The 17931-nt window shown below is 67.2% G+C and carries 11 protein-coding genes; 7 read left to right on the plus strand and 4 right to left on the minus strand.

Going from position 1 to position 17931, the window contains the following annotated elements; all coding sequences use genetic code 11:
* The first annotated feature begins 45 nt into the window (after positions 1 to 45).
* Both MZV50_RS11215 and MZV50_RS11220 read left to right on the plus strand, forming a co-directional pair.
* A complete protein-coding gene (locus MZV50_RS11215) occupies positions 46 to 1707 on the plus strand; it encodes a sulfatase family protein (RefSeq protein WP_252634661.1) in 1662 nt (553 codons plus the stop codon).
* A 102-nt stretch (positions 1708 to 1809) separates the two neighbouring features.
* On the plus strand, positions 1810 to 2847 hold the full coding sequence (locus MZV50_RS11220) for a LacI family DNA-binding transcriptional regulator (RefSeq protein ID WP_252634663.1): 1038 nt from the start codon (positions 1810 to 1812) through the stop codon (positions 2845 to 2847).
* A 156-nt stretch (positions 2848 to 3003) separates the two neighbouring features.
* Here MZV50_RS11220 and MZV50_RS11225 read toward each other — a convergent pair whose 3' ends face one another.
* Positions 3004 to 5295 (minus strand): TonB-dependent receptor, encoded by a 2292-nt coding sequence (locus MZV50_RS11225; RefSeq protein WP_252634664.1) that lies wholly within the window; start codon positions 5293 to 5295, stop codon positions 3004 to 3006.
* 239 nt (positions 5296 to 5534) lie between these two features.
* Between MZV50_RS11225 and MZV50_RS11230 the strand changes: the two genes are divergently transcribed.
* On the plus strand, positions 5535 to 5999 hold the full coding sequence (locus MZV50_RS11230) for a MarR family winged helix-turn-helix transcriptional regulator (protein WP_252634666.1): 465 nt from the start codon (positions 5535 to 5537) through the stop codon (positions 5997 to 5999).
* A 62-nt stretch (positions 6000 to 6061) separates the two neighbouring features.
* Here MZV50_RS11230 and MZV50_RS11235 read toward each other — a convergent pair whose 3' ends face one another.
* The 3 genes from MZV50_RS11235 to MZV50_RS11245 form a co-directional block, all read right to left on the minus strand.
* Positions 6062 to 7726 (minus strand): carboxylesterase/lipase family protein, encoded by a 1665-nt coding sequence (locus MZV50_RS11235; protein WP_252634668.1) that lies wholly within the window; start codon positions 7724 to 7726, stop codon positions 6062 to 6064.
* Positions 7723 to 9048 carry a spinster family MFS transporter gene (locus MZV50_RS11240; protein ID WP_252634669.1) on the minus strand — a complete coding sequence of 442 codons (1326 nt, stop codon included), beginning with the start codon at positions 9046 to 9048 and terminating at the stop codon, positions 7723 to 7725. The genes MZV50_RS11235 and MZV50_RS11240 overlap by 4 nt, the downstream gene beginning before the upstream one ends.
* 98 nt (positions 9049 to 9146) lie before the next feature.
* A complete protein-coding gene (locus tag MZV50_RS11245; protein ID WP_252634670.1) occupies positions 9147 to 11798 on the minus strand; it encodes a TonB-dependent receptor plug domain-containing protein in 2652 nt (883 codons plus the stop codon).
* Positions 11799 to 12123: 325 nt separating this feature from the next.
* Between MZV50_RS11245 and MZV50_RS11250 the strand changes: the two genes are divergently transcribed.
* The 4 genes from MZV50_RS11250 to MZV50_RS11265 all read left to right on the plus strand — a co-directional run bounded on the left by MZV50_RS11250 (position 12124) and on the right by MZV50_RS11265 (position 17867).
* Positions 12124 to 13170: an AraC family transcriptional regulator ligand-binding domain-containing protein gene (locus tag MZV50_RS11250; protein WP_252634672.1), complete on the plus strand. Its 1047-nt coding sequence runs from the start codon at positions 12124 to 12126 to the stop codon at positions 13168 to 13170.
* Positions 13171 to 13357: 187 nt separating this feature from the next.
* Positions 13358 to 15391, plus strand: a complete 2034-nt coding sequence (locus tag MZV50_RS11255; protein ID WP_252634673.1) for an acetoacetate--CoA ligase — start codon at positions 13358 to 13360, stop codon at positions 15389 to 15391.
* Complete coding sequence (locus tag MZV50_RS11260) at positions 15388 to 16239, plus strand: 3-hydroxyacyl-CoA dehydrogenase family protein (protein WP_252634674.1); 852 nt, start codon at positions 15388 to 15390, stop codon at positions 16237 to 16239. The genes MZV50_RS11255 and MZV50_RS11260 overlap by 4 nt, the downstream gene beginning before the upstream one ends.
* Positions 16236 to 17867 carry a M28 family peptidase gene (locus tag MZV50_RS11265; RefSeq protein WP_252634675.1) on the plus strand — a complete coding sequence of 544 codons (1632 nt, stop codon included), beginning with the start codon at positions 16236 to 16238 and terminating at the stop codon, positions 17865 to 17867. Before MZV50_RS11260 ends, MZV50_RS11265 begins: the two co-directional genes overlap by 4 nt.
* The last annotated feature ends 64 nt before the right edge of the window (positions 17868 to 17931 follow it).

Here is a 17931-nt window from a genome sequence, read left to right on the forward strand (position 1 = left end):
GCGTAGGCCGCCAGAAGGCGCCGCGCCACCTCAGGAGACCCGGAAATGAAACCCATGCTCTCGACCCTTCGCGCACTGGGCGCGGCTTTGCTGGCGACGGCGTGCGCGGTGGGCGCGCGGGCCGAGCCGGCGCCGCCTCCGCCGCCGCCTGCGAGCCATCCCAACATCGTGTTCGTGCTGGTCGACGACCTGCGCTTCGACGCGATGGGCTTCCTGAACCCGGGCCTGAAGACGCCCAACATCGACTTCCTGGCCCGCAACGGCGTCTACTTCCCCAACGCGGTGGTGACCTCGTCGCTGTGCTCGCCCAGCCGCGCGACGATCCTGACCGGGATGACGGCGCGCAATCATGGCGTCATCGACAACAACAATTCCTCGGAAGCGGGCCTGACCTTCTTTCCGAAATACCTGCAGGCGGCCGGCTACCAGACCGCCTTCGTCGGCAAGTGGCACATGGGCGACGCCAATGACGGGCCGCGACAGGGGTTCGACCGCTGGATCAGCTTCCTGGGCCAGGGCAACTATTTCCCGACCGACGGCCTGACCCCGCAGCAGGTGGCGGCCGGCCAGCGCAACATGCTCAATGTCGACGGCAAGGAGACGGCGCAGAAGGGCTACATCACCGACGAACTGACGGACTATTCCATGGACTGGCTGGAGCACGGCCGCGACAAGTCCAAGCCGTTCTTCCTCTATCTGTCGCACAAGGCCGTGCACTCGGACGTCAAGGCCGCCGAGCGCTATGCCGACCAGTACAAGGATCTCGACATCAAGCTGCCGACCAGCATGGCCGACACGCCCGAGAACAATCGCGGCAAGCCGATGTGGGTGCGCAACCAGCGCAACAGCTGGCATGGGGTGGACTTCTTCTACAACCAGGACCGGCCGCTGAAGGACTACATGCGCGAGTACTATCGCGGGCTCAGCGCCGTGGACGACAGCGTCGGACGCATCCTCAAGTACCTGCGCGACAACCACCTGGAGGACAACACCATCGTGGTGTTCTTCAGCGACAACGGCTTCCAGTTCGGCGAGCACGGGCTGATCGACAAGCGCGACGCCTACGAGGCCTCGATCCGGGTGCCGATGGTCGCCTATGCGCCGGGACGCTTCGCCAAGGGCGCGGTGATCGACAACCGGGTGCGCAACCTCGACCTGGCCCCGACCTTCCTGGACGCCGCCGGCGCGCCGCGTCCGGCCCAGTTCGAGGGCCAGAGCGTGCTGCCCCTGGCCAGCGGCAAGGTCAAGCCACAGGACTGGAAGGAGCAGGACTTCGTCTACGAATACTACTGGGAATGGACCTTCCCCCAGACCCCGACGACCTTCGCCATCGAGCGGGGGCGGATGAAGTACATCCAGTACCACGGCGTCTGGGACCTGGATGAGCTGTACGACCTGGCCAAGGATCCGGACGAGATGACCAACCTCATCGACGATCCGGCCTATCTCCAGGCCAAGATCGAGCTGCGCAAGGCGCTGTATCAGCAACTGACCAACGCCAAGGGCCAGACGGTGGTGCCGTTCACCGAGCGCACCAGCCAGGGCCAGGTGTTCCGCAGCCTGGCCGGCGCCAAGGCCGCCGAGTTCCCCGAAACCTGGCTGCGGCCGGCCAACCCCGTCGACCGCTACAACGGACTGTTCCCGGACTCGCCCGCCAAGCTGGAGGCCCAGAAACAGGGCAAGCCTTATCGTCCCCAGCCGCACTAAGCGGGGCGCTCTGATCGCGTGTCACGACTTTTGCCGTGGACGCTGCAGAAGGTCTTCGCCGCGAGACACGCCGCCCTGCAAATCCTGCTAGAGGTTGGGTCGATGACAAGGAACGACCAGAAGCGCGTGACGATCGTCGACATCGCGCGCGAAGCGGGCGTCTCGATCAAGACGGTGTCGCGGGTCCTCAATCGCGAGGAGGGGGCCAGCGCCGAGGTCCGCTCCCGTGTCGAGACCGTCATCGAGAAGATGGGCTACCGCCCCAATGCTTCGGCCCGCAGTCTGTCCAGCCGCCGAAGCTATCTGATCGGCGTGATCTTCCAGCGCCTGGGCGGCTATCACTATGTCGGCGAGGTGCAGACCGGCGCGCTGCGGGCGACGCGGCGTGGCGGCTACCAACTCGTGGTTGAACAGGTGGAAACGCCGGACGGCGTGTTCGACGCCGAGGCCGTTACTGCCATCCTCCGCAACACCACCTTCGACGGCCTGGTGCTGACGCCGCCGCTCTGCGACGATCCGCGGATCCTGGAGGCGGTCGAGGCGGCGGACTTGGCCTATGTCCGCATGGCCCCCAACGCCGATCTGGATCGCGCGCCCTATGTCTGGATGGACGACGAAGGCGCGGCGCGCGAACAGACCCTGTCTCTGTGGGAAATGGGCCACCGACGGATCGCCTTCGTCGCCGGGCCGGAGGATCATCGCGCCGCCATCCAGCGGCGCCAAGGCTACCTGAGGGCGATGGCTGAGCGCGGCGTGGCGGTTCCCGACGCCTGGATCGCGTCGGGCGACTTCTTTGGCATGTCCGGCTTCAAGGCCGGCGACGCGCTGCTGTCTCTGCCGGAGCCGCCAACGGCGATCTTCGCGGGGAATGACGAGATGGCCATCGGCGTGCTCGCGGCGGCGGCGAAACACGGCGTGCCGGTTCCAGATCGACTTTCGGTCGTGGGCTTTGACAATGCTCCGAACGGCGCATCGGCCTGGCCGCCCCTGACCACGGTTCACCAGCCTATCGCCGAGATGGCCGAGGCGGCGGTGGACCTCTTGATCAAGCGCTTTGGCGACGCGCGATTCCGTGAACAGGAACATTCACGCAAGCTGGACTACCGGCTGGTGGTGCGGGATTCCGTGAGCCCAGTGTGACGCCGCATAGCCGATATCTGGGCAACCATGGGGAATTAAAAGGTCGTGAGGGAGGGGCGCTGGCGGGAACCGCCAGCGCCTGGACGGCCTGTCATCTCCGATCCGAAGGACTGATCGGATGGATCGAGCACGACAGTCGGCGGAGGGCGCCCCAGCCTAGAACCGGCGGCTCAGGCTGAGGCCCCATTCACGGGGGCGTCCGAAGCTGGCTTCCTTCAGCCCGAAGCCGCTGGAGGCGTTGCCCGACACCATGTAGCGCTCGTTCGACAGGTTCGTACCGAACAACGCCGCTTGCCACGTCTGGTTCGGCGAGGCGTAGGCCAGCCGGGCGCCGAACAGGTCGTAGGCGGGTTGGGTCAGGTCGGGATCATTGGCGACGTCGTTGTAGACGGTGCTGTAGTGCGTCCAATCGGCCCGAGCGGTCAGGCGGCCTCCGCCCGGCAGGTCATGGCCGTATTCGACGCCGCCGTTCAGCGTCCATTTCGGAGCCTTGACGAAGTGGGTGGCCAGCGTGATCGGCAACACCTGTCCGGCGGCCAGGCCCGCGCCGACCTCGGTGTATTTGGCGTCCATGTAGCCACCGCCGAAATTGAAGCTCCAGCTGGCGGTCGGTCGGGCTTGAAGCTCGACCTCGACCCCCTTGACCTTGCCCGCCGCGGCGTTGGCCACGAAGTTGCGCGGGGTCTGGTTCACCGTGACCTGGATGTCCTGATAGTCGCTGTAGTAGCCGGCGACGTTGAGGATCAGGCGACGGTTCAGCCAGGCGGTCTTGGCGCCGGCTTCATAGGTGAGCAGCGTTTCGGGCTGGTATTCGGTGACCTCGCTGGCGTCGTTCAGCGGACGAGCGTTGAAGCCGCCGCTCTTGAAGCCCTTTCCGACCGAGCCATAGAGCAGGACGTCTGGCGTGGCCTTGAATTCCAGGCCGACCTTGGGCGTGAACGAGTTCCACGACCCGCCCGGGCTGACCTGGGCGATGACGCCGCCGTCACGGATGCGGCGATGATCGAGCACGTAGTCCTTCTCGTCGCGATTGTAGCGGGCCCCGAGCGTGGCGCTGAGCCGGTCGGTCAGGGTCAGGCTGCCTTGAGCGAACAGGGCGTAGGTGGTGCTGGTCACCTTGGTGTAGACCGCCGCCGAGGGGCTGTAGGGCGGCGGCGAGGCGCCCGGCGCCAGGCCCAGCGCCAGTTTGGCGTAGCCGGAGTCGGTCCCGCGCTCGCGGAACACATAGGCGCCGGTCACCCAGGTCAGGCGGTCATCGAACGACAGGCCGCTGAACTGGAATTCCTGACTGTATTGGGCCTGGACGTCGTGGTTGAAGGTCTCGCGGAAGGTGAAGGGCGTGTTGTCCCCATCGCGGGCGAAGGTCGCCTTGAGGCCACGCATGGCGCTGATGCTCTTGAAGGTGATCCCGCCGAGGTCCCAGGAGACGGTCGCCGAACCGCCCCACAGATCCAGATCGTTGATGTTGGGACCCGTGCCATAGGTCGTGAAGGGGCTGTCCGTCAGGAACGAGGTGTTCAGCGACTTGGCCCCGTTCGGAGCGGTGATCCCCAGGCCTGGGGCGACATAGGTGTTGAAGTTGCCCATGAAGGGGCCGATCGCGAAACCCGGAACGGCGCCGATGACCAGCAGCTTCTGCGGCGCCGAATGCTCCCGCGCTCGGGTGTAGTCGGCCGACAGGCTGACAGTGACCTTGTCGGACGGTTCCCACAGCAGTTGCGCGCGCGCCGCCGTGGCGTTTCGGTCGCCCAGATCATCGCCGGTGAGCAGGCGCTTGCCGTAGCCGTCACGCGTCAGGCGCGCCGCCGACAATCGCGCCGAGACCTTCTCGCCAAGCGGGATGTCGACATGCCCTTTGACGTCCAGTCGGTCATAGCTGCCGGTGACGCCCTCGATCTGGCCGCCGAACGTGTTCTTGGGCTGGTCGGTGGTGATCAACACTGCGCCGCCGATGGTGTTCTTGCCGAACAGCGTGCCCTGCGGTCCGCGCAGCACCTCGATGCGGCTGACGTCGAAGGCGTCCAGCGTGCCGCCGATCGAGCGGGCGTAATAGACGCCGTCGACATAGACGCCCACGCCGGGGTCGCTGAAGATGGCGAAGTCGTTCTGGCCCACGCCGCGGATGAAAACCGTGGCGTTGTAATTGCCGCCGCTCAGCGCCGCCGCGCCATCGAAGCGGATGCTGGGAGCGAACTTGGCGATCTGGTCGACACTGTCGACACCTCGGCTCTGCAGCGCCTCGCCCGCGAGGGCTGTGACGGCGACGGGCGTGTCTTGCAGACGCTCCTCGCGGCGACGCGCGGTGACGACCACCTCTTCGATCTGCACGGTCGGCGCTTCGGCCTGTCGCGCGGCGGCGGGCGAGGCGATGACCTGCGCGCCCGTGGCGGCGCAGATCAGCAGTCCCCCAGCGCGCAGGCGCCTGGAGATATTCCCATTCCTGGGCATCTGTTTCCTCCTGGTACGTCGATGTTTTTTGGTTCGACGAACCCCCGAGCGTCCGCCGTCAACGCGCACTTTGTTATGAGTACTAACTATTATGGAACATGATTGTATGCTGGGATCAATTGGCCAATGTCGGCGAGCGAGACTTTCGACGAACGCTGTTGCGCGAACGCCGCTGGGTGACCACGGCGCGAATCCGCCCGTTGTGATAGGAAGGCCGGAGTGGCGGGAAAGAAGCAGGAATGATCGACGCGGGTGAGCGTGTGGCGCCGACCGGCGAGGGCGTATCGCTGGGGGGACTGGAAACCACGGTTGGATTTCTGCTCCGCCTGGCGCAGGTCGCGGTCTTCAAGGATCTTCTGGCGGCCCTGAAACCTTTCGATCTGCGTGTTACCGATCTGTCGGTGTTGCTGGTGATCGAAGCCACGCCGGGCCTGCATCAGCGCGCCATCGGCGATGTGCTGCGGATCCAGCGTCCCAATCTGGTGACCATCATCGACCAGCTGGAAGCTCGCAGGCTGGTGCGGCGGGGACCTGTCGCGGATGACCGCCGCGCCTACGCCCTTCGCTTGACGTCGGAAGGCGAGGCGCTGTTGCGCGAGGCCAAGGTCGCGCACGCCGAACATGGCCGTAAGGTCCTAGACGCCCTCGGCGACCTCGAGCCCGAGCGGATGCTGGCCGCTCTGGAGCGTATCGCCGCCCTCTGAAGGCGATGTCGCCCTGTCAGTCCTCTGGCTTAGAGGCTCGCTCCGTCGGCAAGAATTGCTCTTCATCGCGGCGACGCGCACTCCGGCGCTTGTGGCGGGAGCACGGGCGCCATCCCGCCGGTGCGCCAGTTCCAGGACTGGATCCCGGAGGCTCGGCGTCGACACATCACCCGCTCGTGCAGGGCGTACATGCCCGGCATGAAATCCGTCGACGCCTTTGGACGGTCGGCGAAGGTCATGAAGGCGCTGTCGGCGCCGAAAGCGCTCCAGGCGGGACCGCGCTCGGACGTCGGCTTTCCGCTTCGCGCGAAGCTGGTCCAATAGTCGAGCATCGCGTCGGAGAGGTGGCGCTCAGCGGCCGTGTCGGGGATCGCCGGCCAGGCTGGCGGGGTTTCGGTGATTGTCCCGAAGACAAAGGGCACCTCGCTGGCGTGAAAGCCAGTCAGGCCGGCCGCGTCGGCGCTCGGATAGCTGTGGCTGAAATAGTAGAGGAACGCGGGCTGGCCGAGGGACGCCTGCTTGCGCACCAGGCGCTCGGACGTCCAACCGAAGACGGCGTCGCGCGTGCTGTCCAGTCCCCTCTGGGCGAGATCACCGCTGGCGGGATAGAGCCGCAGATAGTCGTCGGCCAGATCGCGATAACGTTCCTTGATCTCATCGGCATAGGCCGCCGGGCTCGCCGGGATAGGCGGGGCCAGGAAACGGAGCGTGCGGATCTCGCCGCTGTTGAAGCCGGCCATCAGCGGCACGGTAGCCTGCTCGCCGTGGTCGAACGTGTCGACGAGCTGGCGTTTGAGGACCTTCCCGTCGACCGTGCCGTTCGGGGCATAGCCGGCCGTCGCGGAGGCATCGACCAGTCGCTGGGCGTCCATGGCTCGCAGCGCCGCGACGTCAGGCGCCTTCAATTGGGCCGTGAGCCAGAGGCCGATGGCCTCGGCCGAGAATTCCTCGCCTTGCTTGGCGCGCAACTCGGGCATGGTGAAGAGATAGCCGCTCTCCACGATCGCCTTGTCGAAGGCGCCGCGCGCCTTGGGCGAGGCAAGCAGGAGTTCGGTGCTGAGCGCGCCGGCCGACTCGCCGAAAATCGTGATGTTACCGGGATCGCCCCCGAAGGCGGCGACGTTGTCGCGCACCCAGCGCAGCGCCTGGATCTGATCGAGCAGTCCATAGTTGCCGGAGGTGTCGTCGCTCGATTCCTTGCTGAGTTCCGGATGGGCCAGGTAGCCGAGCACGCCCAGGCGATAGTTGATCGAGACTAGGACGACCCCGCGCTTGGCGAACGCCGCGCCGTCGTACATCTTCGAATGGCCCGATCCCCAGATCAGGGTCCCGCCGTGGATCCAGACCATCACCGGAGCCTTGCGCGCGTTGACGGGGGCGGTGACGTCGAGCGTCAAGCAGTCCTCCGACATCGGCGTCTTGCCGCGATCATAGGGGCCGGCCGCCATGGGCGGCTGCATGCAGGCCACGCCCATCGCCTGCGCCGTGCGAACGCCCGTCCAGCGGGGCATCGGCGCCGGCGGACGCCAGCGACGCTCGCCGAGTGGCGGCAGCGCGTAGGGGATCGCCCGGAACACCTCGGCGCCGCCCTCGCGCAGGCCCATCACCGAACCGGCGGGCGCATTAACGACAGGCGTGTCAGCTGGCGCAGCGAAAGCCGGAACCGCGGCGCAGGCCATGACAGACGCGGCCAAGGCGGTGGCCAGCAGGCGCGGGAGACCTTTCATGACGGGCTTCCTTCCAGGGCGCGCTCCTTGCGGCGGATCAGGCGCGCGAGGATCAGGAATAGCGCCGCGCCGATCAGGTACATCGGCGCGAGCGCGAAATAGGCGGCTTGCAGGGCATGTCCGCCGTGGGTGGGGCGGAAATGGTCGCTGAGCATGCCGACATAGGTCGGACCGAGCCCGAGACCGATCAGGTTCATCACCAGCAGTAGCAGGGCGCCGGAGATCACGCGCCGTTCGGGCGCGACTTCGCCCTGCACGAAGGTGACGGTCGCCGACAGGAAGAACGAGTTCAGGAACATGGGAACCAGCAGGAAGAGCAGGGATAGCTGCCAGGTCGGCGCCCATGCGAAACCGAGGAAGAAGGGGAGGGCCAGCATCAGAGAGGCGGCGGGGATGGTCGCATAGGCCGCTTTGCCGCGCGTGGCGAAGCGATCGACAATCCGCCCGGAGGCGTAGATGCCGGCGCCCATGCCCACGCCCACGACCAGGGCGTACCAGATGGCGACGTCGGCCAGATGCATGCCCTTCTCGCGCATCAGGAACAGCGTGGCGAAGTTGAGCACGCCGTAGGTGATGAAGTTGCCGGCCCCGCTGGCCAGCGACGCCATGGCCAGCAGCGGATTGCCGAAGAACTGCGCGATGGTCGTGAAGAGGCCGGCCGCCGGCCCATCGCCGCGAGTTGATGGGACGGCCTCGTCCATTTGCCCGCGCCGTGGTTCTCGCACGATCAGATAGACCGCCAGGGCCGTGACCACGCCAACCGCGCCGATCACATAGAACGGGATGCGCCAGCTGAAGCTCGAGGCTAGCGATGCGCCGAAGGCGACGCCCAGCGCCGAACCCAGCGGTGGGCCGAGGTTGAAGATCGCCATGGCCGTGGTCCGCCGCTCGCGCGGGAAGGAGTCGGAGATGATGGCGTACGACGGCGGCACGCCGCCGGCTTCGCCGACCCCGACCAACATGCGAGCCACGACGAGTTGCCCATAGCCGCCGACCATGCCGCAGGCGGCGGTGGCGGCGCTCCACAGCGCGCAGGCCAGCGACAGCACCTTCACCCGGCTGGTGCGATCGGCCAGCCAGCCGACGGGGATGGCGATGAAGCAGTAGAACAGGGCGAAATAGAAGCCGGTGATCATGCCCAGTTGGCCGTCGGTGATCTTCAGGCTGTCCTGGATCGGCTTGGCCAGGATCGAGATCAGCTGACGGTCGAGAAAGTTGAGCACATAGACGAAGCACAGCATCGCCAGCGTGACCCGCGCGCCGGCGGTGGAAGGGGCGGACTGTCTCGATCCCTTGGGGGCTGCGTCCATGTCGAAGCTCATCTCTCCAGGATGTCGTTCGCCCGTCTCGGGCGCGGACGGTGGTCGCCCGCCGCCTGGGAAGGCGCGGCGGCGGGCGACGTCGCGGCGACGGCGCGCGATCAGAAGTGTTTGCGCAGGTTCAGCGCCACATAGCGGCCGATCGGATTGTAGCTGCCGCCGATCCCGTCGGCGGCCGGGAAGAACGGCGGCTTCTGGTCGAACAGGTCGTTGACCTGCAAGCTCAGCTCGGTCCCTTTCGCCAGGCCCGTGTCCGGCAGCTTGGTCGAGACGCGCAGATCGACGGTCGTATAGGCGTTGGCATGATAGCCCGCCGTGCCGGTGGGCGTGGCGTATTGGCTCCTGACGCCGTCGCGATAGTTGACGAAGCCGACGGCGTTGACGGCGCCGAACTGTGCGCCAAGCGTGCCGCGCAGGGTCGACTGGGGCACGCCGAGCAACAGGCTGTTCGAGAGCGGAGCGGTCGGCGAGAGCTGGGTCTGGAACCGGATGATGTAGTTGGCGGCTATTCCGGCATAGACGGCGCCGAAGCTGGTCGGCTGGCGATATCCGAAGTCGACGTCCAGGCCGTTCGTCTTGCGGACGCCGAAGTTGCCCTGGCGGAAGTCCAGCAGATTGCCGATCGCGGGCAGGGCTCCCGCCGCGAAATTGACCGGCACGGCGATCGCCAGAAGGCTCGAGAGCTGCGCGGCGGTGGGATTGCGATAGACCACCGAGGCGAAGGTCGGGTCGGTGAAGGCGATGGCGCCGCCGGGCGTCCCGATCACGTTGGTATAGCGGATGTCGTAATAGGTGATGCTGCCCCGGAAGTTGGGCATCACCGCCGGGCGCAGGTCGACGCCCAGCGAATAGGTCTTGGCCTTTTCCGGCTGCAGGCCGCGATTGCCGCCCAGCAGGAAGACGGTGTCGACCTGGGCGGCGCCACGCAGGGGGTCGCGGAAGGTGCTGCCGGCGATGGCGGCGGCGTTGTAGTAGTAGGCGCCGACCGTCGCGCCGACGTCGCGCAGGCCCGGGGCTCGGAACGAGCGGCCGAAGGTGCCGCGAACCATGAGGCCGTTCACGGGCTCCCAATTGATCCCGATCTTCGGATTCTTGGTCGAGCCGAAGTCGCTGTAGTGGTCGTAGCGGCCGGAAAGCGACAGGGCCAGGCTGCGCATCAACGGCGCCTGGGCGTCGGCGCCGAAGATGGGGATGAACAGTTCGCCATAGACCGACCCGATGTTGCGGGTCAGGTTCTCGGGCACTTGGGACCCGCCGTAGATCCCACGCTGCTCGAAAGTCTCGTGGCGGTATTCGGCGCCCACGGCGATCTTCAGCTGTCCGCCGGGCAACTCGGCCAGGGGGCCGTCGATCTTGGCGGCGCCCAGATAGGTCTTTTGGTAGATAACGAGATCGCCGGCGTAGTCGGTGATCTTGGCGGCGACGGCGGACGAGGTGCCGTTGCCGAACGGATCCAGCGCCGTCGCGGCGGTGGTTCCATTGGCCGCGGCGTCCAGCGCGGCTGGATTGATCGCGGGCAGATACGAGTCGTTCCTGGCCCAGTCATAGGTGCCATAGACGCTCAGCTTCAGATCATGGGGCAGCTTGGCGTCCAGGCCTGTCGACGAGTTGCCGGCGCGGACGCGGAAGATGTTGTCGATGTGGTCGGCCCCATAAAGGTTGTCCGTTCTGAACTGGACGAATTCCGTCGTGGCGCCGCTGCCGGGCGGGGTCTGGAAGAACGGGTTGGCGAAGCCGGGGATGTTGTTGAGGATCACCCCGCCCGAGGCGCCGGCCCCGGCGGGCGGTGGAGCCCGCACCGTGTCCTTGCGATCCGAATAGAGAAGCTCGCTCCACAGGGTGATGCGATCGTTCAGGTCCTGCTGGGCCGCCAGATAGCCGCTGTGCAGCCGCGACTTCGGAACGAGGTCGGCGACCGCGCCATTGTCGCAGGAATTGGTGGTGTTGGCGGCCAGGCCAGGCGCGGCGTAGTTGACCGCATAGCCGGTGGTGTTGACCCGGACGTTGGCGGTCGGACAGACCGTCGTGCGCGTGTCGACGCCGCCATAGGGGCGCAGGTCGACGATCCGGTAGTCGCGATCGCCGCCGACGATGTTGCCGTTTTCCGCATACTGGTAGGCGGCGACGACGGATCCGCTTTGCCAGTCCTTGCCGAAGAGGCCGCTGGCGCTGAGCGTGTGGTAGTCGTCGGCGATGCCGTAGCGCACGGAGGCGTCGACCCCGGAATAGCGCTTGCGGGTGATGAAGTTGACCACGCCGGCGACCGCGTCCGAGCCGTAGATCGCCGAGGCGCCGTCCGCGACGATCTCGACGCGCTCGATGGCCAGTTCGGGCAGGAACGGGAAATCGGGATTGGTCTGGTTCGTACCCCCGGCCACCAGCCGGTGGCCGTTCATGAGCGGCAGGGTCGCGCTGGCAGGCAGGCTGCGCAGGCCCGGCGCGAAGGCGCCGGCGCCGCCGTTGGCGGCGCGGGGCGCGGTGTTGAAGCTGTTCAACTGCGGCACGCTGGCCAGCAACTCCGGCGTCGTGTTCGCGCCGATGGTCCGGATATCGTCTCGAGACACGCTGATCAGGTTGGAGCCGGTGGGCGGAACCCCTCGGATGCTCGATCCGGTGACGACGATCTCGGAAACCACCTCCGAACGCTCTTGCGCGGTCTGGGCGCCGGCGACGCCCGGCGCCAGTAGCACCAGCGCCAGGGTGGACACGCCGGACAGGGCAAGGCGCGCCTTGCCGTTCGAAGAACTTCCCATGGTATCCCTCCCTTATGTCATGCGGCGTCGCCCGTTATTTTCGGGGCTGCCGCGGTCTCCCGTTTGCCGGGAGCGTTTCTTCTCGATCCGGGCCTCGCGCGGGCTGAGCGCGGGGCAACTGGCCATCGATGTCCGACCACGACGCGATTTGCCATGGCGCGGATGACGCCGAGATTTGACACAAGTGACCAGCGCGCGGCGCGCCCGGATCAGCGCCTTGACGGCGCTTGCGACCGTGCCATGAAGGCGCGGGCGCGCCCTCGAGAACGCCAAGAATAAAGCGGGGAAGGACAGGAAGCTGGAACAGGGCCTGGACGGCGAAGCGGTGGCGGCCCTGCTGAGCGGCGCTGTCCTCAAGGGAAAGGAACCGGACGTCATCCTGCGTCAGGCCCTGATCGACCCGCGCGTCTATGCCAATCCCGACGCCGCCATCGACGGCCCCGCGCTTGTTCGGCTTGTCCGCCAGATCCAGTTCTCGCTCGACGACGTCTATCTGGGTTTCTTGGCGCAGGGTTGCCGGATGGCGCTCGAGACCGAACGGCTGCTGTCGTTCCTCAACTGCGCCACCTTTGGCGAGGCCTTGCGCGTCAGCATCCGGTTCACCGACGCGATGTCCACTGACGTGGGGCCCGGGATCACCGAGGAGCACGGCTCGGGGCTGCAGCATATCTGCAAGTACCAAACCGTTCCGGGCGTGGATCGCGACATCCTGGTTTGGATTCGCTTCGTGTGGATCTACCACCTCTTCAGCTGGTTGATCGGTCGCCCGCTGGCCTTGCGCGAGGTGTCGGTGCGCGCGCCGCGACCCGTGCAGCGCAATGGCTTCGATCGCTTCGCGCTGTTCCGCTGCCCCGTCCGCTTCGACGCCCCGGTCGATGCGCTCAGCTACGATTTCAGCGACCTGACGGTCAGGCTGGTGCACGGATCGATCCAGGAATACGAGGACTATTACGCCAGCGCGCCGGACTGGTTCGCCGCGCCCGCCGGCGAGCCGAGCTGGCGCGAGCGCACCCAGCAGGTGCTGGTCGACCTGCAGAAGGCCGGCCTGTGGTCGGCGCCCATCGAGGTGGTCGCCGCGCGGCTGCGGACTCGCCCCCGGCGCTTGCGGCACGACCTGGCCCTTGAGGGCGAGAGCTTTCAGGACATCCGGACCCGTCTGCGCGGAGAGCTGGCGAGCGCCTATCTCCTGGCCAGCGACACGCCGGTCACGGCCATCGGGTTCGCGCTGGGGTTCAGCGAACCTGGCAGTTTCTCGCGGCATTTCCTCGCTTGGGCCGGGATGGCGCCTTCGGCCTATCGTTCGGCCTTTTCAGGCGACGCGACCAAGATCGCCGCCGCCACAGCCCTGCTCAAGGAGCGGCGCATTTCCTGACGGCGAGCGCCTGAGCGACGCGGTCACTTCCGGCAAATCCTTTTGTCACTCCCGCCATGTTCTTCCTCCGGGCGAGTGTCAGTTTCCCCGAACTTCAGAGGGTGGAAAGCCACCCCGCTTGGGAAGATGGGGAGGGCGATGAGCCAGGACTTTAGCGCCGCGGGCCTTGATGACGCGGCCATGCGCCATGCCCACTGACGGCGCCGACGGGCTCCAGGACGAGCCCATCCCGCAAATCCGGCTCTATCGTGAATGGCTGGAGCGCGAACGCGGTCTGCGGTTCGATGATCATGAAGCGATGTGGCGATGGTCGACACGCGATCTGTCGGCCTTCTGGCGCAGCATCTGGGACTATCATGGCGTCCAGTCGCCCACGCCGTTCACGTCGGTCGTGGAGGGCGGTGAAATGCCCGAGGCCACCTGGTTCGACGGCGCCCAGGTCAGCTATGTCCGCGAGGTCTTCCGCCACGTCGAGATGGCCGACGCCGCAGGTCAGCCGGCGATCGTCGCCGAGGGCGAGCAGGGCCAGAGCGTCGAGATCGACTGGCGTACCCTGCGCCAGCGCAGCGCCTCCCTGGCCCTGGAGCTCCGCCGCCAAGGCGTGGAGCGTGGAGACCGGGTGGCGGCCTACCTTCCCAACATCCCCGAGGCGGTTGTGGCCTTCCTGGCGTGCGCCAGCCTCGGCGCCGTGTGGACGCTGTGTTCCCCCGACATGGGAGCGCCGGCCGTCCTGGACCGCCTGCGGCAGGCGTCGCCCAAGGTCCTGATCGCCGTGGACGGCGTCTACTATGGCGGCAAGGCCATGGATCGGGTCGCGACAATTCTTGAGATCGGCGAGGCCCTGCCCACCGTGTCGGCGCTGTTCGTGCTCGAGACCGGGCACAGCCAATCGCGCATCGTCGACGCGGTGGACCTGACGACGGCGATGGCGCGACGGGATGACGAGGTCGCGGCCTTCGAACCCGAGTGGCTGCCGTTCGACCATCCGCTGTGGATCCTCTATTCGAGCGGGACCACGGGCCTGCCCAAGGCCATCGTCCACGGGCATGGCGGCGTCATTGTCTCGGCCGTCGTCGGCAACATGCATCTGGACCTGGGTCCCAGCTATGCCCGGAACACGTTCGGCGAGCGGTTCCACTGGTACAGCGCCACCGGCTGGGTGATGTGGAACCAGCAGGTCGGCGGCCTGCTCAGCGGAACCACGATCTGTCTGTTCGACGGCTCGCCCAGCGGTCCCAAGGCGCGGCCCGACTGGGGCGTGCTTTGGGACTTCGTCGCACGTCATCGGGTGACCTGGTTCGGTGCGGGCGCGGCCTTCTACAGCAGCTGCCAAAAGGCTGGCGTCGTCCTTGCCGATCACGCCCAGCTCGGCGTGATCCGGGCTCTCGGCAGCACTGGCTCGCCTTTGCCCGCCGATGTCCAGCTGTGGGGAACCGACCAGTTCGCGCGCCTGGGACGGCAAGACATCTGGTGGTGCAACATCAGCGGCGGCACCGACATCGCCGCGGCGTTCCTGACGGGGAACCGGGAATTGCCGGCGACGCCGGGCCGCCTGCAGTGCCGCCATCTCGGCGCCGCCGTGGAAGCCTGGAACGAAGATGGCCAGCCGGTGGTCGGCGAGGTGGGCGAGCTTGTCTGCACGCAGCCGTTTCCAAGCATGCCGCTTTATTTCTGGGGCGATGAAGACGGCAGCCGGTATCGATCCTCCTATTTCGCGACGTGGCCAGGTGTCTGGCGACACGGTGACTGGCTGCGCGTCGAGGCCGACGGCAGTTGTTCGATCAGCGGGCGCAGCGACGCGACAATCAACCGCCACGGGCTACGCATGGGCACGGCGGAGCTCTATGCCGCGGTCGAGCGCTTGCCCGACATCGCCGACACGCTGGTCGTGGATATCGAGGACGATCAGGGCGGCAGCCGGCTGGTGATGTTCGTCACCCCCGTCGCCGGCCGTCGGCTGGACGACGAGATGCGGAGACGCCTGGGCGAGGCCATCCGCGCCAGCCTCTCACCGCGCTTCATCCCCGACCAGTACATCGAGGCGCCGGGCATTCCGCGCACCTTGTCGGGCAAGAAACTGGAGCTGCCGGTCAAGCGCCTGTTCCAGGGCTGGCCCATCGCCAAGGTGATCAATCGCGACACCATCGCCAATCCGGAACTGGTGCCCTGGTACGCCGACCAGGCCGCCGCGGCTGTTGGCCAACAGGAGGAACGGCTGTGAAGATCGGTGTCGTGGGCGCGGGGCTGATGGGCGGTGAAATCGCGCTGGTCTTCGCCCTGGGCGGGTTCGAGGTTCTGCTCAACGATCGGGACGAGGTCGTCCTGCAACGGGGGATCGACCGTCTGGCCACGTTGCTGGACAAGGGTGTCGCGCGCGGGATGTATGCCGCCGAGGCCAAGGACGAGGCCCTGGCGCGGATCACGCCCGCGACCGACATCGCCCTCCTTTCAGGGTGTGATCTGGTCAGCGAGGCCGTGTTCGAGGCGCTCGAGGTCAAGCAAGAGGTCCTCAAGACGCTCGACGCGGTCTGCCAGCCGGACTGCATCCTGACGTCGAACACGTCGACCCTGCCGATCTCGACGCTGAGCGCCGCGCTCGCCCCAGCGCGTCGCCCGCGGTTCATCGGCGCTCACTTCTTCTCACCGGTCTCGCGCATGGCGCTGGTCGAGGTCATTCCCAGTTTCGACACCGCGCTGGAGACGTCCGCCCCGGTCGTGGAGATCCTGCGACGGATCGGCAAGTCACCTATCGTGGTCAAGGACGTGGCGGGGTTCGCGGTCAACCGGCTGCTGCACGCCATGCTGATCGAAGCCGTCAAACTGGTGGAGGAGGGCGTCGCCACCCCCGAGGACCTCGACACGGCCTGTCGTCTGGGGCTGGGTCACCCGATCGGCCCATTCGCCCTGATGGATGCGGTGTCCTCTGGCCTTTGCCTGCAGGTTCAGCAGATCCTGCACGACGCCTACGGGGAACGCTTCCGTCCGCCGGCCCTGCTGAAGCAACGCGTGGCGGGGGGCTTCGTCGGCGGCGCCGGTCGACCGGGGTGGACGACGGCCTCTGGCCGATGAGCGCGGTCGCGGGCTTGCTGGCGCTGACCATGGTCGGCGCGATGGCCGGCCCGGCGATCGTCCAGCCCGCCGTCCGGCCGTTCATGCGCGGCGTGGCGCCCGCCAGATCCGACACGCCAGCCTGGTTCAATCTACGCCTGCCAGGTCCGGAAACCGACCCCGAAAAGGGACCGCTCGAGGCGGCCGACGCGCGGCTGCCGGCGCGCCCGGCCGTATTCGCGCCCGGTCCGATGGATCCGACCCTGGACGGCGCTGCGATCCATCGGGACGTGGCGACGATCGTCGGCTTCTCGCACGAGAGCCGGGCGGCGGGCGACTATCTGTGGGGCCGGGTCACCGGACGCCCGGCCTATGACAGGACCATCGCCTGGACAGCGGAGGAACTGCGGCGCGCCGGGCTGGTGGATGTTCGCCGGGAGCCGTTCCGCGCGACCGGCATTAACCTGCCCGTTCGGGGCGAGGTGCGACTGCTGGGCGCCGAGGCGATGGGGCAGGGCAGCCGGGACATCGTCCTGGCCTCGGCGATGGTCGGCGGCGACGGCCCCGTCGTCGGCGTGGTCACCGCGCCACTGGTCTATGCTGGACAGGGCCTGGACGCCGACCTGGCCGGACGCGACCTGAAGGGCAAGATCGCCGTCATCATCGCGACGCCCGATCCAAGCCTCTACGCCGCGGTCCCGTCGAACCGCCTGACCGCCGTCATGGACGCCGGCGCGGTGGGCGCGATCGAGATCCTGGCGCAGCCCGGAAACCTCAAGAGCTTTGACCGGGATCGGCATGGCTGTGGTCGGCGACTGTGCTTCACGGTCGGCGGCGAGGATGGCTTCTTCGTGCAGACCCTGCTGGGCGAAGCGGCCAAGGTCGGCAAGACCGTGACCGCGACCTTGTCGGCAACCTCGGAGACGCTGGACCGCGACGTCCCGAATGTTGTCGCCACCCTGCCGGGGCGGACGAACCGGACCGTGATCATCGTCGCCCACGCCGATGGGTGGTTCGGCGGTGCGGACGACAACGCCTCGGGCCTGGCGGTCATGATCGGCCTGGCCCGGCATTTCGCCAGGCAGCCGAAGCTCGAGCGGACCCTGGTCTTCGTCGCCAGCGCCGGACATCACAGCGCCGGCGCCAACGGCGTGCGGGCGTTCCGCGCGATGCACGCGGACGACGTGGCCAGGGCCGACCTGATCGTCAACATCGAGCATCCGGCTCAGAGCGCCATGATGCGGACCTATGTCGAGCGGCGGAACGACAATTTCGGCTCGGCGATGGTCGCCGCGTCCGGCGACCTGCCCAAGCAGATCGCGGTCAACAACCGCGCGCCTTTCCTGATCGATCTTTGGCGCCAGGGGATCACGTGCTTTGGCCTGGAGGGGCAAAGGTTCGTCGACCAAGCCTTGCCTGGCGATCTCAATGGATTTTCGGACCTGACGAGCGTGCCCCAGACCCAGATGATCGCGTCAGGCGGCGTCTATCACACGAGCGGGGACGACCTCTATTCCGTGCCGCCCGCGGCGCTGGAGCGCGCGGCGCGCTTCCACGCCTATCTCGTTGAAATGGCCACGAACGCCACTCCGGAAGCCTTGCGCGGCGCCAGCGTCACGCCTGCCCGAAGCTGTCCGCCCACGCCCTAGGCGGCGATGTCAGTTGGGCCAAATCGCCGCGTCAAACCTGTCATGGCGTTCCGCCCCCACGCGT

Origin of the sequence: Caulobacter segnis (assembly GCF_023935105.1) — a bacterium.
GTDB classification, from domain to species: domain Bacteria; phylum Pseudomonadota; class Alphaproteobacteria; order Caulobacterales; family Caulobacteraceae; genus Caulobacter; species Caulobacter segnis_B.